General features: G+C 49.7%; 15 protein-coding genes. 1 reads left to right on the plus strand and 14 read right to left on the minus strand.

The genetic code is table 11. The annotated features are described in order from the left end of the window. Window positions 1-127 precede the first annotated feature (127 nt). From AACS80_RS18215 to prmB, 6 genes are read right to left on the minus strand one after another with little or no spacing between them, the layout of a single operon-like run. Window positions 128-406: a YfcL family protein gene (locus tag AACS80_RS18215; RefSeq protein ID WP_000559761.1), complete on the minus strand. Its 279-nt coding sequence runs from the start codon at window positions 404-406 to the stop codon at window positions 128-130. Window positions 407-439: 33 nt separating this feature from the next. Further along, a complete protein-coding gene (gene epmC, locus AACS80_RS18220) occupies window positions 440-988 on the minus strand; it encodes an elongation factor P hydroxylase (protein ID WP_135410219.1) in 549 nt (182 codons plus the stop codon). Then, window positions 988-1,797, minus strand: coding sequence for a sulfite exporter TauE/SafE family protein (locus AACS80_RS18225; protein ID WP_064526496.1), 810 nt, complete (start codon window positions 1,795-1,797; stop codon window positions 988-990). The genes epmC and AACS80_RS18225 overlap by 1 nt, the downstream gene beginning before the upstream one ends. Next, complete coding sequence (gene mepA, locus AACS80_RS18230) at window positions 1,797-2,621, minus strand: penicillin-insensitive murein endopeptidase (protein ID WP_001043821.1); 825 nt, start codon at window positions 2,619-2,621, stop codon at window positions 1,797-1,799. The genes AACS80_RS18225 and mepA overlap by 1 nt, the downstream gene beginning before the upstream one ends. 3 nt (window positions 2,622-2,624) lie before the next feature. Beyond that, window positions 2,625-3,710 (minus strand): chorismate synthase, encoded by a 1,086-nt coding sequence (gene aroC, locus AACS80_RS18235; protein ID WP_001353064.1) that lies wholly within the window; start codon window positions 3,708-3,710, stop codon window positions 2,625-2,627. Between the two features lie 34 nt (window positions 3,711-3,744). Continuing rightward, window positions 3,745-4,677 carry a 50S ribosomal protein L3 N(5)-glutamine methyltransferase gene (gene prmB, locus AACS80_RS18240; RefSeq protein ID WP_130207278.1) on the minus strand — a complete coding sequence of 311 codons (933 nt, stop codon included), beginning with the start codon at window positions 4,675-4,677 and terminating at the stop codon, window positions 3,745-3,747. Window positions 4,678-4,843: 166 nt separating this feature from the next. Here prmB and smrB point away from each other — a divergent pair, with 166 nt between their 5' ends. Further along, window positions 4,844-5,395, plus strand: a complete 552-nt coding sequence (gene smrB, locus AACS80_RS18245) for an endonuclease SmrB (RefSeq protein ID WP_000730806.1) — start codon at window positions 4,844-4,846, stop codon at window positions 5,393-5,395. 44 nt (window positions 5,396-5,439) lie between these two features. On the opposite strand, the gene AACS80_RS18250 is transcribed toward smrB, so the two are convergent. The 8 genes from AACS80_RS18250 to sixA all read right to left on the minus strand — a co-directional run bounded on the left by AACS80_RS18250 (window position 5,440) and on the right by sixA (window position 12,955). After that, window positions 5,440-6,264, minus strand: a complete 825-nt coding sequence (locus tag AACS80_RS18250) for a StfH/YfcO family fimbrial adhesin (RefSeq protein WP_138183907.1) — start codon at window positions 6,262-6,264, stop codon at window positions 5,440-5,442. Between the two features lies 1 nt (window position 6,265). Then, window positions 6,266-6,751, minus strand: coding sequence for a fimbrial protein (locus tag AACS80_RS18255; protein ID WP_240730956.1), 486 nt, complete (start codon window positions 6,749-6,751; stop codon window positions 6,266-6,268). A gap of 41 nt (window positions 6,752-6,792) precedes the next feature. Next, window positions 6,793-7,272, minus strand: coding sequence for a fimbrial protein (locus AACS80_RS18260; RefSeq protein ID WP_138183909.1), 480 nt, complete (start codon window positions 7,270-7,272; stop codon window positions 6,793-6,795). Then, window positions 7,269-7,766 (minus strand): fimbrial protein, encoded by a 498-nt coding sequence (locus tag AACS80_RS18265; RefSeq protein WP_135410222.1) that lies wholly within the window; start codon window positions 7,764-7,766, stop codon window positions 7,269-7,271. Before AACS80_RS18265 ends, AACS80_RS18260 begins: the two co-directional genes overlap by 4 nt. Before the next feature lie 15 nt (window positions 7,767-7,781). After that, complete coding sequence (locus tag AACS80_RS18270) at window positions 7,782-8,531, minus strand: fimbria/pilus periplasmic chaperone (protein ID WP_138183910.1); 750 nt, start codon at window positions 8,529-8,531, stop codon at window positions 7,782-7,784. Window positions 8,532-8,553: 22 nt separating this feature from the next. Next, the gene (locus tag AACS80_RS18275) at window positions 8,554-11,190 is read right to left on the minus strand and encodes a fimbrial biogenesis outer membrane usher protein (RefSeq protein WP_138183911.1); all 2,637 of its coding nucleotides are present in this window, start codon (window positions 11,188-11,190) and stop codon (window positions 8,554-8,556) included. 81 nt (window positions 11,191-11,271) lie between these two features. Beyond that, window positions 11,272-11,838: a fimbrial protein gene (locus AACS80_RS18280; RefSeq protein ID WP_135410224.1), complete on the minus strand. Its 567-nt coding sequence runs from the start codon at window positions 11,836-11,838 to the stop codon at window positions 11,272-11,274. Between the two features lie 631 nt (window positions 11,839-12,469). Then, window positions 12,470-12,955 (minus strand): phosphohistidine phosphatase SixA, encoded by a 486-nt coding sequence (gene sixA / locus AACS80_RS18285; protein ID WP_130216911.1) that lies wholly within the window; start codon window positions 12,953-12,955, stop codon window positions 12,470-12,472. Window positions 12,956-13,127 lie beyond the last annotated feature (172 nt).

The following is a 13,127-nucleotide window of genomic DNA, read 5'->3' on the forward strand; positions in this document are numbered from 1 at the left end:
GTCGCATCAGGCATGGTGCACCCAATGTCGGATGCGGCGTGAACACCTTATCCGACCTCGTGTGACGTGTAGGCCTGATAAGACGCGATAAGCGTCGCATCAGGCATGGTGCTCCAGACGCCGCAACTTACTGCTGTGACGCCTGCTGAAACAGGTGTTCCCACATATCGGTTACCAGCGCCTGGTCACGCGGCGACAATTCACCGGCACCAATGGCTTTTTCCAGACTCTGACTAACGGTTGTATGTACCGCCTGAGCGGAGTGGTCATCACCACTTTCCAGTTCTGCGATAGCTAATGTCAGGTGGCCACGCAAATACCCACTGGCAAACAACTCATCATCACTGGCATGGTCAACCATACCGTCGATTAATGCCAGAATGCGTGATTCAAACTCCGCGATCATCTTCTTTCCTCATTGTAAAACGTGGCGCCGGCTTCAGTTGAGCGCTTCCGGCCACGGGAACTGTTCCGCCGTAATTTCCGGCGTGTGATAATAATTTTGTAATGCTTTAATTAAGCGTGCCGGACGTTCTGGAATACCGTTAGCCAGATAATCCATCACCTGCGCATGTACCCGCCGTTGAAACACCACACGATCCGGTTCGAAGTCGCCTTCCAGATTGTCGCAACTGACGTTAAACGGATATCCAGCTGCCACGCAGAACAACCAGTCGAGCGCCTGCGGCTTCACTTCAACATCTTCAAACTGGTTTTGCGTTTGGGCATCGCGACCGTCCGGGCAATACCAGTAACCGAAATCAACCAGCTCACGGCGCGCTTTCCCGGCAATACACCAGTGCGAAATCTCATGAATTGCGCTGGCATAAAAGCCATGAGCAAAGACGATTCGGTTATACGGTACTTCCGCATCAGCAGGAAGATAGATCGGTTCGTCGTCGCCTTTAATCAGACGGGTATTAAAATCATCGGCAAAGCAGCTATTAAAAATTTCAATCAACTGCTCATAGTGGTGTGTACTGTTCATTAGTTCATCCCCAACCAGTGGAGGATCTCCTGTCCGTGGCTATCATAAAGTAATTTGGCACTCATCACCGCTGAGACGATAACGATCATCGGGCGGATCAGCTTTTGTCCTTTGCTCAACACCAGTCTTGAACCCATGCGCGCCCCGAGGAACTGCCCCACCAGCATCACAAAGCCCGTCGCCCAAATCACTTTGCCCCCGAGAATAAACAGCAGCAAACCGCCGATGTTCGACGTTGCGTTGAGTAATTTGGCGTGAGCGGTGGCTTTGGCGAGGTTAAAACCGCACAGCGTAACGAAGGCCAGTGCGTAAAACGAACCGGCTGCCGGGCCAAAGAATCCATCGTAAAAACCGACGCAGCCACCGGCAATTAACGCGAAAGGTAGGCCGTACATACGGCGCTGGCGATCTTCTTCACCCAGCTTTGGCATCAGCAAGAAATAGAGGCCGATGCAAATCACGAGGATGGGCAATATCTGCCGTAATATATCGGCCTGAACGTATTGCACCAGCAGTGCGCCACTCATTGAGCCGACAAAGGTCATGGCGATATTGAGTTTCTGATCGCTTAAACTAACCACTTTGCGGCGAATAAAGTAGATAGTGGCGGAAATAGAGCCACCGCAGGCTTGCAGTTTATTGGTTGCCAGCGCGTTAGCCGGAGACATCCCCGCCGCCATCAATGCCGGAATAGTGAGTAACCCACCGCCACCGGCAATCGAATCGATAAATCCCGCCAGCATGGCGACAAAAAAGAGAACTCCCAGCAGCAGCGGGGAAACCATAAACAGGCTATTAAACGTTTCCATTAGATCACGTGCTCATCCAGTAGCGCCTGGCAGGAAGGCGGCAACGGAGGCGGTGTCTTCTTCTCAGGCTTTGTTGTTCCCGGTTTTGGAGGTTCAAACCAGCTTTGCAGTTCTGCCCCGCAACCATCGCCCGGTGGCGGTAAAGGTTGATCTTCACACTCCAGACTATCGGCAGGACAACGTAATCGTACATGCATATGCGCGCGATGCTGGAACCAGGGTCGCACTTTGCGCAACCAGTCGCGATCGGTGCCCGCATCAAGGCAAAGTTGTTGTTTAATCGCCGGATTAACAAAAATGCGCGTAACGTCTTTGTCCTGGGCGGCGAGTTTGATCAAGCTGAAAATTTCTGGCTTCCACAGCGTGGAGACAACGTGTTTACCGTCGCGGGAAACTAAGTCCAGTGCTTGCGGGCGCAAGAGCTGCGCGGAGGTCCAGCGTGTTTTCGGCAGTTGCAGGAAGATATCGACATCCAGTCCGGTCTGGTGGCTGGCGTGACCGCCGTTGAAACGCCCACCAGCAGGCATTCCCATATCGCCAATCAACACCGTACCCATGCCCAGATTGCTCACCTGGCTACTCAGGCGCTGGATAAACATCACCAGATCCGGGTGTCCGAAATAGCGACGCTGATCGGTACGCATGACCTGATAATGTTCGGACTGTATCGGCAACGTGTCAGCGCCGACGATACAACCATTGGAAAAACTGCCTATCGATTGTGCGCTACCCGGCACAGGTTGGGTTATTTTTTGCCACGGCGTCGCTGCCAGGCTGGCGCTACTGGCAAGCAGGGCCAGCAGCGCAATCGCGGTTTTGTTCATTTTTTACCAGCGTGGAATATCAGTCTTCACATCGGCATTTTGCGCCCGTTGTCGTAACAGGTGATCCATTAAAACGATCGCCAGCATCGCTTCAGCGATCGGCACTGCGCGGATCCCGACGCAAGGATCGTGACGGCCTTTGGTGATCATCTCAACTTCTTCGCCAAAGCGGTTAATGGTGCGCCCCGGCACGGTAATGCTGGAGGTCGGTTTCAGCGCCATATGGGCAATGATTTGCTGCCCGCTGCTGATACCGCCGAGAATGCCGCCTGCATGGTTGCTCTGGAAACCGTCTTTGGTGATTTCGTCGCGGTTCTGGCTGCCGCGCAGCGCCACCACGTCAAAACCATCGCCTATTTCCACGCCCTTCACCGCGTTAATGCTCATCAACGCATGGGCGATATCTGCATCCAGACGATCAAATACTGGTTCGCCAAGTCCGGCAGGGACGCCACTTGCTACAACTGTGACTTTCGCGCCGATGGAGTCGCCCTCTTTTTTCAGCGCGCGCATCAGTTCATCTAAGGCTTCGATTTTGTCCGGGTCCGGGCAGAAGAACGGATTTTGCTCGACCTGCGACCAGTCTTTGATTTCCAGCGGAATGTCGCCCATCTGGGTCAGGCAGCCGCGAATTTCAATACCAAATTTCTCGGCGAGATATTTTTTGGCAATCGCCCCTGCCGCCACACGCATGGCGGTTTCGCGGGCGGAAGAACGTCCGCCGCCGCGATAATCGCGCAGACCGTATTTTTGTTCGTAGGTGTAATCAGCATGGCCTGGGCGGAAAACGTCTTTAATTGCGCTGTAATCCTGAGAACGCTGGTCGGTATTTTCGATCAACAAGCCAATGCTGGTGCCGGTAGTAACGCCTTCAAAAACACCGGAGAGAATTTTGACCTGATCCGGCTCGCGGCGCTGGGTGGTATAGCGCGATGTCCCAGGGCGACGACGGTCGAGGTCATGTTGCAGGTCCGCTTCCGTCAGCGGAATGCCTGGCGGAACACCATCGACGATGCAGCCGAGCGCCAGCCCGTGCGATTCGCCGAAAGTGGTTACGCGAAAGAGTTGTCCAATTGTGTTTCCAGCCATCACGGCTCCGTTATTGTTGTGTTTGCGTGTTTACTTAATCTTTATAAATCGCGAAATGTTCACGTGCCGCAATAAGCTGCGCTTTGGTGAGCATAAACACACCATCGCCGCCGTTATCAAACTCCAGCCAGGTGAACGGAACATCCGGATATTGTTCCATAAGATGTACCATGCTGTTGCCGACTTCACAAATCAGCACGCCATCATCAGCAAGGTAATCTGCCGCGTTACCGAGAATGCGACGCGTCAGTTTCAGGCCGTCGGTGCCAGATGCCAGGCCCAGTTCCGGCTCGTGACGGTATTCATTTGGCAGGTCGGACATATCTTCCGCATCGACATACGGCGGGTTAGTGACGATCAGGTCGTACTGCACTTTCGGTAAATCACGGAACAGATCGGAACGAATCGGGATGACGTTGTGGATCAGGCCGTGTTCTTCGATGTTCTGTTCGGCAACCGCCAGCGCGTCGGGAGAAATATCCACCGCGTCGACTTCCGCTTCCGGGAAGGCATAAGCGCAGGCAATGGCAATGCAGCCGCTCCCGGTACACATATCTAAAATGTGCTGCGGTTGCTTGCTGATAAGTCCGGCAAATTTATTGTTGATCAGTTCACCAATCGGCGAGCGCGGCACCAGCACACGTTCATCGACGTAAAATTCATGGCCGCAGAACCACGCTTTGTTGGTCAGATAAGCCACCGGAATGCGTTCGTTGACGCGGCGGATCACGCGCTCAACAATGCGGTGTTTTTCGCTGGAGGTCAGACGCGCATTGCGCATATCTTCCGGAATATCCAGCGGCAGGTAGAGCGACGGCAACACCAGTTGCACGGCTTCATCCCACGGGTTATCGGTGCCGTGACCGTACCAGATATTTGCCGCGCTGAAGCGGCTAACCGACCAGCGCAACATGTCCTGAATGGTTTGCAGTTCATTTACTGCTTCATCGACGAAAATTTTATCCACGTATTCCTCCAGGGCATGATCGCAATAATTTCGGCGGCTAGTTTGCCATGAAGATGACGATAAATCAGCATTCACGCGGCGATGACGCAGGAAAATTATGTTTTGTCCGATCGATTGGGCTGCGAGTCGGGTAAACTGTAGGAAAATAAAAAATAGAGATGCATAGATGAAAAAGAAAACAACACTTAGCGAGGAGGACCAGGCTCTGTTTCGCCAGTTGATGGCGGGGACTCGCAAGATTAAGCAGGACACGATTGTCCACCGACCGCAGCGTAAGAAAATCAGCGAAGTGCCAGTAAAGCGGTTGATTCAGGAACAGGCTGATGCCAGCCATTATTTCTCAGATGAGTTTCAGCCGTTATTAAATACCGAAGGCCCGGTGAAATATGTCCGCCCGGATGTGAGTCATTTTGAGGCGAAGAAACTGCGACGCGGTGATTATTCGCCGGAGCTGTTTTTGGATTTGCACGGTTTGACGCAGCTACAAGCCAAGCAGGAACTAGGGGCGTTGATTGCCGCCTGCCGCCGTGAACATGTATTTTGTGCCTGCGTGATGCATGGACACGGTAAGCATATTTTGAAGCAACAAACACCACTGTGGCTGGCGCAACATCCGCATGTGATGGCGTTTCACCAGGCACCGAAAGAGTACGGTGGTGATGCGGCGTTGCTGGTGTTGATTGAAGTGGAAGAGTGGCTGCCACCGGAGTTGCCCTGAATGCTAAACCGGATACGACATAAACGCCGTATCCGGTTTGGTCGCTACAACATATTCAGCACATACTGGAATCGGCAAGTGGAATCTATAGGTTGCGGTGTAGTGGTATCGACACGCACCACAATATCATGCAGTCGTTTGTCTGTTATCGCATGTCGGTTTGGTATGGTTGTCACTTTGTTATCGGTACAACCATATGACGTAAAAGTGATCATTTGCGATACAAAACGACAAAATGCGCCACTCTCGTTAAATTGGCTACCATCACACAACTTGCCATCCTTCATCAAAAAGGTAGAGAGTGTATTTTCGATTACCCCTCCCGTGGATTTCAATGATAACAGCTTGCTACGCTCTACCGAATTTGGGCTCCAGGAAACATCATAAGGGTCTAAAGGTACTGGCGGACAGGTGGAGTTAAACGCTGAAGGCCCCAGGTAAACAGCACCAGTCGATCTTGTTTGTGATTTGATATTACTGGTCACTATCCAGGGACAGCCTCCAGGATCTCCGTCAACGATGATGTCCATGATCACTTTGCTACAATCAAAATCTCCCGAGCTCGGCAGCCCTGGACAATTCGATGGGTCAACATAACCAGCACTTTTCACATTAATTTTGGGTGCTGGCAATGGCCCATTCCAGGATATATTCGGAATATCTCCGGTCAGAAGAGTATAACCCTCCTGGTGATATGTTCCCTGATAGACACCTGATATGGTTTGGACATTAAGCTCATACCAGATTGCGGTATTAAAATTACCGGCATAACCCATGAACGTGTGCATATCACGAAATGTTGATGCCATCGCGGTGGGTACCATTAGCATCAATACTAGTAAGCGAAAAAAATGGCGTAATTTTTTCATTTTAAAGGTACTCAAACGTTGCGGTTAGCTGGGCGGTAAAATTGCCGGGAGTCACATCACGACCGCTTTTTGCCTGTAACCAGGCGCGAAAATGTAGACTATTGTTGCCGTTATTAAGTACAAAGGTCGCACCAGTAGTACTGTTGATAGAGACAGGTGTGCCGTCGTTTTTTTCCATACCTATACCTACTCCCTGCGCACCCGATGACGCATCCAGAGCCAGGATACCCGGCTGTTCGCTATCTTCCGTACCGGTCAAGGTTACCTTTACGTTGTATGACGCTGGTCCCTTACAGTCTTTCAGTTGAAAAACCACCGGCACACGGGCCGACTGCCCGGCGACCATTAAATCTTGTGTACTCACCGTAGAAAACTGCACTTCTGCCAGCAATCCTTGTGTCTCTACCGGCGTACAGGTTTTATTCAATAAGTTGCCGTAAAAGTGCAGGTTGTCAGCCGCCAGCACCGTCACAGCACAGGTCAGCATTAAACTCCCCAGCAACGTTGCGAGAACATATTCTTGAGTTTTCATTGGTAATCCACCTGTAGCGTGGCATAAGCTGAAAATGCTCCGTCTCCTAACGCCGCGCCGCTGGCTTTCACCGGTACCGCTTTGAGCGTTGGGGGGCTGGCAGGATCAATACTTAAAGGTTTATCCAGCTCAAACGGACTGCCGTTTTGTTGCATTTCAATGCCTAGATCGGTAACGCTGGTCTGAACTGCTGACGTATTGTAATTGGTGGGTGTCCCTTTCCAGGTAAGCGTCATCTCCCAAACCGCATCACGAACACCAGAATCACAGGTGATCTCATAGGGCACAGTCTGGCGAAAGTTAACGCCGTCAATGTCATTAATAAGGATGTCCCCAAAATTCACTTCAATGGTTTTCCCGCCGCTAATGGTGCAAACTGGCGGTGATACCAAAGTTCCGTGAAAAGTAATGTCTGGTGTTGCCGCCTGTACCACGCCACAGCAACCGCAAATCACAAAAAAAACGAGTCGTTTCATTGGTAATCCACCACCATAGTCATACTGGCGTTAAATTCCGATGCCGTGAGTGATACATCACTCTCTTTTACTGGCACCGCTTTCAGCTTCGGTTGGCTGTTGATGTTAAAAGGCGTCCAGTTGTTTTCACCAATAGGAAACAGCGAATTATCAGCCGCATTTTCAATACGAATCCCAAATCCAGAAATTCCCGTACTCAACACTGTTTCGCCATTAATTGTGGTAGTCGCGCCCTTAAACTGCATTTGCAGGTCGCTACTCTGACTTCCTTTACAGTCCAGTTTGTATTCAGCATTCATGCGATAGTTGTTGCCATTGATATTTTTGATGATCACTTCACCAAACTCCACAGCACTGCCCGTTACCGAACAAGGTGGCGGAGCATCGACCAGCACTCGCAATGTCAGATCAACGGTTTTAGATTCTCCGCCTACCGCAGGGTGGATCACCACGCCAAACACCAGCAGCAATTTAACCAGAAACATCTTTCTCATAGGATTCTCCTGGAATCAGCCTTTGCTACTTCGTGCTTCATCAACCTGACAGCTATTGCCATTACAGGTAAAAAAGAGCGGCATACGCGCGCCATAGTCGTTGACATAGGTCAGCACTGGTGTGCTATCCATTTTCACGTTTAACGGGGCGTTGGTTTTGGGCGGCATGACTAACGGCGAGAAACCCGCCGCTGGATTGCCATTTTTCTGCGTACTGGCGTTGCTGATAATGACGTAATATGCCGTTAGGTTATTGACGGTAAATTCCTGGCCGCTGCGGGTTAGGGTCACTTTATGCTGCCAGGGAGTTTGTGTGCTGCTTTTTTCCAGTGCCTTAGGACGCCAGAAAAGTTTGATACGTGTCTGCAGAGCAATTTGCAGCGTGTTAGCTTTATTCGATTTAGGCGGGATCTCGCGAACGTTAAAGTAGAACATCGTTTCGCGATCGGCAGGCAATTTGTGGATATCTGGCAATCCCTGAATTTTCACCTGACCGTTCATCATCGCATCAATACGCTGTACAGGGGGTAAAACAGCTAATGGCGAACTCACCTTGTTACCCTTTTCATCTTCAATCCAGCTTTGCGCCAGGTAAGGAAGTTTAGGATCGTTATTACGCAGGGTGACACTAATAGATTTCTCACTTTCGTTAAAAATCAAACGTGTACGGTCGGGCGTCACTGAAGCCTGTGCGTAAAAACTTGCAACCGCCGCCATCAACGTCAATGCAGTGACGATCTTTTTTGAAGAGATATGTTTAGACATGGATCATTCCTTAATCACGTTATTAATTCGATGAAACAGACATTGGCGGTTCCATTGGTGTCACCTGTTGTGTCTGCTCCTGAATGACGGGCTGAATATCATGTGACATTACGGGAGCACTTCCGCCAATTTGCTGGCATGGCAACAGCAAGCCATTGAAGAGATCATCCGGTAGCGGGTCCGGCAGACTGATATCGCAGTGGGATTCTCCCTCCCAGGATACCGTCATGCGTTCACCCGGTTTAACACCCGCCAGATAGACATTACCTTCATCATCAACCAGACCAACCTGCTGTTTATTAACATTTTTTACTTCCGCACCAAATGGCGGATGACTACCATCCTGCAATCGCAATACCGCCATTGCTTTCTGTCCACTGATCACCGCAAATTTACGATAACCAATGGCACCTTCCGTTAGCGTCGCCTGGACCACCGACTGGGTAGCCTCAGCATTTTCTGGCAGGTTATTCAAATCGATATAAGCCTGATTACGGTAGTAGTCGTTAACATCGGCCACCACGGCTTTACCAAACATGTTGGTATAAACAGCGGCACCGTTGCCTTCTACTGGCACATTGGCAACGCCATCGGCATCAATCAGCAAACGCGTGCCGCCCATGTTTTGCGTGCGATGCAGCGCGCCGCCGTGGGCAGTCAGCGTCGCCCCGCCCTGTAAAGAAATACCCGCGGAAGTGTATTGCCCTTCATGATAGTTGGCACTCAGGTCAACTTTTGCCATCGTGCCATCATGGCTGTAATAGCCATCCACACTGGCGTGGTTTTCACTGGTGCCTGCACTCAGCGTATAGTGGCTGGCATCATCAATTCGATGGTACAAACTCGCCTGACTGCTGTCGGCACCGCTGCCATAGTTGCCGTTGTAACTGATGGTGCTGCTGTCACCCCACGGCAGGCTTAAGGAAAGATAAATACCTTTATCGGCGCGGTTGTCATACTCATAGCGATAACCGGTCAGAGAAACGCTCATGTTTCTGATGCTTCCCATATTGAAATAATGAGAAAGCATCATGTTGTAGTTGGTTTGATCCTCGCGGTCCCAGTAGGTGTGATGGGAATAGTTGAGATAGACCGAAACACGCGCATCCCTGAAGTTCTGGTTGTAAGTGACCGTATACATCTCTTTGTCGTTACCCGTGCGCGCCCGATCGGCGTTGTTGGCATCCAGGTATTCGCTCATGGTCATGTAGTTTTTTTCAGAGAAGCGATATCCAGCAAAGGTCACACGGCTGTTGAGTTCATCAAAATCTTTGGCATAACTGACACGATAAGAGTTACCGTCCAGCGTTTTGTTGCCGTATACGCTGTTGTCGTCAAAACGAGTACGGGAGTGGGTAACATCAAACGCTAACGCGCCGAACAGCGCCAAATCGCGCCCAAGCCCAATCGCTGCTGACTGATAGTTTTCATCCGCTAATGCGCCGCCGTAAAGTGACCAGCCATTGGCGATCCCCCATGACGCTTCGCCTCCTGAGAAGAAACTCCCTTCGACGTGATGATCCCAGTTTTGCGGGCGGCCCATCGCCACTTTATATCGCACCTGGCCCGGTCGGGTCAGAAACGGCATAGAAGCCGTGCTGACGTCATATTCCTGCACCTGACCGTTTTGTTCTTCGATGCGGACATGCAGCGTGCCAGATACCGAATCACCAATATCCTGAATACGGAATGGGCCTGCGGGGACCTGGGTTTCATAAAGGACGCGCCCCATTTGCGTTACGGTCACTTTCGCAGTGGTATGCGCGACGCCGGAAATATCCGGAGCGTAGCCGCGAAGGTTTGGCGGCAACATTTGATCGTCGGTGCTGATGCTACCGCCAATGTAACTGAAGCCATCAAAAATATCGGAGTTGAGGTAATCTTCGCCCAGCGAAAGTTTGGCTTTTAATGACGGCAAGGCGCGCCAGGCGTAGTAACGGCTCCACTCCCAGCTTTTTTGCGTGCCGCTATCGTTAACATCGCCGTCATCGTTACTGCGGGTATGCTGATAGTCGCTCTGCCAGTCGGCACGCAGACGCCACGGGCCAACGTTAACGCCAACCGTACCATTACCGCTGATATCGTTAGTATCATCCCCACCCTCTTCATGCCGGGTCTGGGCGTTGATACTGTAATCGGCAATAAGACCGGGAATACCTTCATCCCAGCGTGAAGGCGGATCCCATTCACTGTCGGCATATTCAAGATAAGCCTGCGGCAAAGAAATCACGAGAGCTGACTGGCTTAAATCGCCAGTAATTTCCATGCCATTTAACGGTTCAGTATTCAGACACTGACCATCACGAATCCATTGCAAATTCTTCGTGATATCTTCTTTAAAGCCTAACTGAGCAACCAGTTCAGGCGGTAAGCAGGCATACGATTTATCAGGATTGTTTTCGACTGCGTACCAGTAGATATCGTATTCATCAGGTAAGGATTGGTTATTTACATGAACCTGTAAATTATATTTACCGGGTTCAACATAACCTTTTTGGGAAAATCGACCCAAATCAATTTTGGTATTCCCTTTTAACTCAAGAAATCGGGCATCAAACTGAATGGTATCATCTGCCAGGGCATTAAATGGACTTCCGGAAATTGCCAGAGCAATCCACCACGAAAGCCCCCGTAAACGGAGAAAAGAATGTTCGGGCATTTACGTATCCATCCGTAATTATTATGTTTTAGTTATCTTTTATTTAAAAACCCCATAACTTTACAGTTATGGGGGGGCACATTAGAGATACGTGATCTGGAACGTTGTTAGCGTTTCAAACGGAGCCGGAGTTGGTGTTACCGCTGCAGTTTCACCTACTAACCAGGCTTTAAATTTCAGCGTTTGTTTCTGTTTGCCTTTACCCGTTGAACTGTCCATCGCGATGGCCTGATCGATGCCTTCACCCAGGTCATAACCAGTACCACGTTGGTCGCCAATCACCAGACTTACGTTTGGAACTTCGGTGCCATTATCCAGGTTAGACAGGGAATAGTTATTTGGGTTACCGGAATACGGATTACCGGTAAACGTCGTGGTCATCGTTGTTTCAGTATTGAAATTGCAATCCTGTAAACGAATCTGGAAATCTTTTGGTGTGGTAGTTTTGCCACCCGTTAAAGAACCGGTACCGATGCTCCCCATATCCACTTCCAGCTTATGGTCGTCAGGAACAATTGAGCACGGAGAGTCTTCAATTGTGCCGTAAAATCTCACTGTACCGTTGTTCCCTGCGGCTACGACCGATGCTGAAGTCAGCGCCCCCATAAGCATTGCTGTGGCGACGGCAGCTTTTACAAACTTACTCATTATTTGTCCTTAAATCATAAATAATTAGAATGTCGGCCAACTGACATATTGGCACCGAATATAATAACTTTCAGTGTAATTTCCAGTGGCTTATAACCCACCATTGAATAGGATTTCTGAGGTCACGTGAGATGATATTCTTTGGCGCGGCGAGCATGATGATATTAGAGCGCATCCAATACAATTTAAATTTACTAAAAATAATATTTAGAAATAGTTAAATGATTAACAAAACAAATAATACTTTGAGAACTTCCCTGGCATTGCGTAGTAAATGACTAAAATATGGTATAAACACATCACGGAATGAATGATTAAAGAACAAAAAACGACCAGTGATCAATAGCGCGATTGTATTTTTATTTTTCCCGATATAATATTAAAACACTACAATTAATATATTATCAAGACCAAAAAATATCTCTTTCCTACTCTCTTATTCTGCGTTCACAGCGGTTAACTCTGGAAATAAAATACAAGAAAAGGTAATGAATATTTTTAGATGTAACTTTATGCAAATCGGCGATTAAACGCTAAAAAGATGCCATCTGCATCGTTATCGGGAGAATTTCAATAAGGTATGAACAATTCAGGCCCGATAGCTTGCGCCATCGGGCACTTTACGATCACATCAGATTGCTTTTGCCATTTTCAAATTACACGGGCTCATCTGCCAGTTGAACTCGCCTTTTCCGCTCTCATCAAGCGTTACGCTGGCAATGGCCGAAGTGGTAAACATAGGCGGCGTTTCGCCCGGACATAACTCGGCAACCAGGTACCCGACTAATGGTAAGTGGGAGATAACCAGTACCGAAGCGACACCTTCGTTGGTCAGCGCCTGTAAATATGCACTGACCAGCCCTACATCGCCGCAGGGCGTCAACTCCGGCAGAACTTCCACGTTGGAAGGCAGGTTCATACAATCCCCTACTTCCTCCAGTGTTTGCTCGGCTCGCAGGAACGGGCTCACCAGAACACGTTCGACTTCCACTTTTTGACCTTTCAGCCAGTTCGCCATCAGGCGAGATTCGTCACAACCGTTAGTGGTCAGAGGACGAACCGAATCACTGGCGGCATCGAGGGCTGCGTCGCCGTGACGCATGATAAAAACTTGCATATTGCACCGCTTTTGTTAACCAGATTCGCCCGTCTTGTTTCATCTGAAACCAGAGAAACGAGACGGTGGCCGGCATTGTGCCTTATCCATTCACCGAATGAAACGCTGTTTTTTACCTCAATGGCGCAAGTATAGTCAACATGCGTTTGCATTTTGACCAACACTCCGCCAT

It is taken from the genome of Escherichia sp. E4385 (genome assembly GCF_963883145.1).
Taxonomy (GTDB): domain Bacteria; phylum Pseudomonadota; class Gammaproteobacteria; order Enterobacterales; family Enterobacteriaceae; genus Escherichia.

Excerpts from the sequence above, each read along its gene's own strand:
- AACS80_RS18215 (WP_000559761.1), bottom strand. The coding sequence starts at position 406 with ATGATCGCGGAGTTTGAATCACGCATTCTGGCATTAATCGACGGTATG.
- epmC (WP_135410219.1), bottom strand. The coding sequence starts at position 988 with ATGAACAGTACACACCACTATGAGCAGTTGATTGAAATTTTTAATAGC.
- AACS80_RS18225 (WP_064526496.1), bottom strand. The coding sequence starts at position 1,797 with ATGGAAACGTTTAATAGCCTGTTTATGGTTTCCCCGCTGCTGCTGGGA.
- mepA (WP_001043821.1), bottom strand. The coding sequence starts at position 2,621 with ATGAACAAAACCGCGATTGCGCTGCTGGCCCTGCTTGCCAGTAGCGCC.
- aroC (WP_001353064.1), bottom strand. The coding sequence starts at position 3,710 with ATGGCTGGAAACACAATTGGACAACTCTTTCGCGTAACCACTTTCGGC.
- smrB (WP_000730806.1), top strand. The coding sequence starts at position 4,844 with ATGAAAAAGAAAACAACACTTAGCGAGGAGGACCAGGCTCTGTTTCGC.
- AACS80_RS18250 (WP_138183907.1), bottom strand. The coding sequence starts at position 6,264 with ATGAAAAAATTACGCCATTTTTTTCGCTTACTAGTATTGATGCTAATG.
- AACS80_RS18255 (WP_240730956.1), bottom strand. The coding sequence starts at position 6,751 with ATGCTGACCTGTGCTGTGACGGTGCTGGCGGCTGACAACCTGCACTTT.
- AACS80_RS18260 (WP_138183909.1), bottom strand. The coding sequence starts at position 7,272 with ATGAAACGACTCGTTTTTTTTGTGATTTGCGGTTGCTGTGGCGTGGTA.
- AACS80_RS18265 (WP_135410222.1), bottom strand. The coding sequence starts at position 7,766 with ATGAGAAAGATGTTTCTGGTTAAATTGCTGCTGGTGTTTGGCGTGGTG.
- AACS80_RS18270 (WP_138183910.1), bottom strand. The coding sequence starts at position 8,531 with ATGTCTAAACATATCTCTTCAAAAAAGATCGTCACTGCATTGACGTTG.
- AACS80_RS18275 (WP_138183911.1), bottom strand. The coding sequence starts at position 11,190 with ATGCCCGAACATTCTTTTCTCCGTTTACGGGGGCTTTCGTGGTGGATT.
- AACS80_RS18280 (WP_135410224.1), bottom strand. The coding sequence starts at position 11,838 with ATGAGTAAGTTTGTAAAAGCTGCCGTCGCCACAGCAATGCTTATGGGG.
- sixA (WP_130216911.1), bottom strand. The coding sequence starts at position 12,955 with ATGCAAGTTTTTATCATGCGTCACGGCGACGCAGCCCTCGATGCCGCC.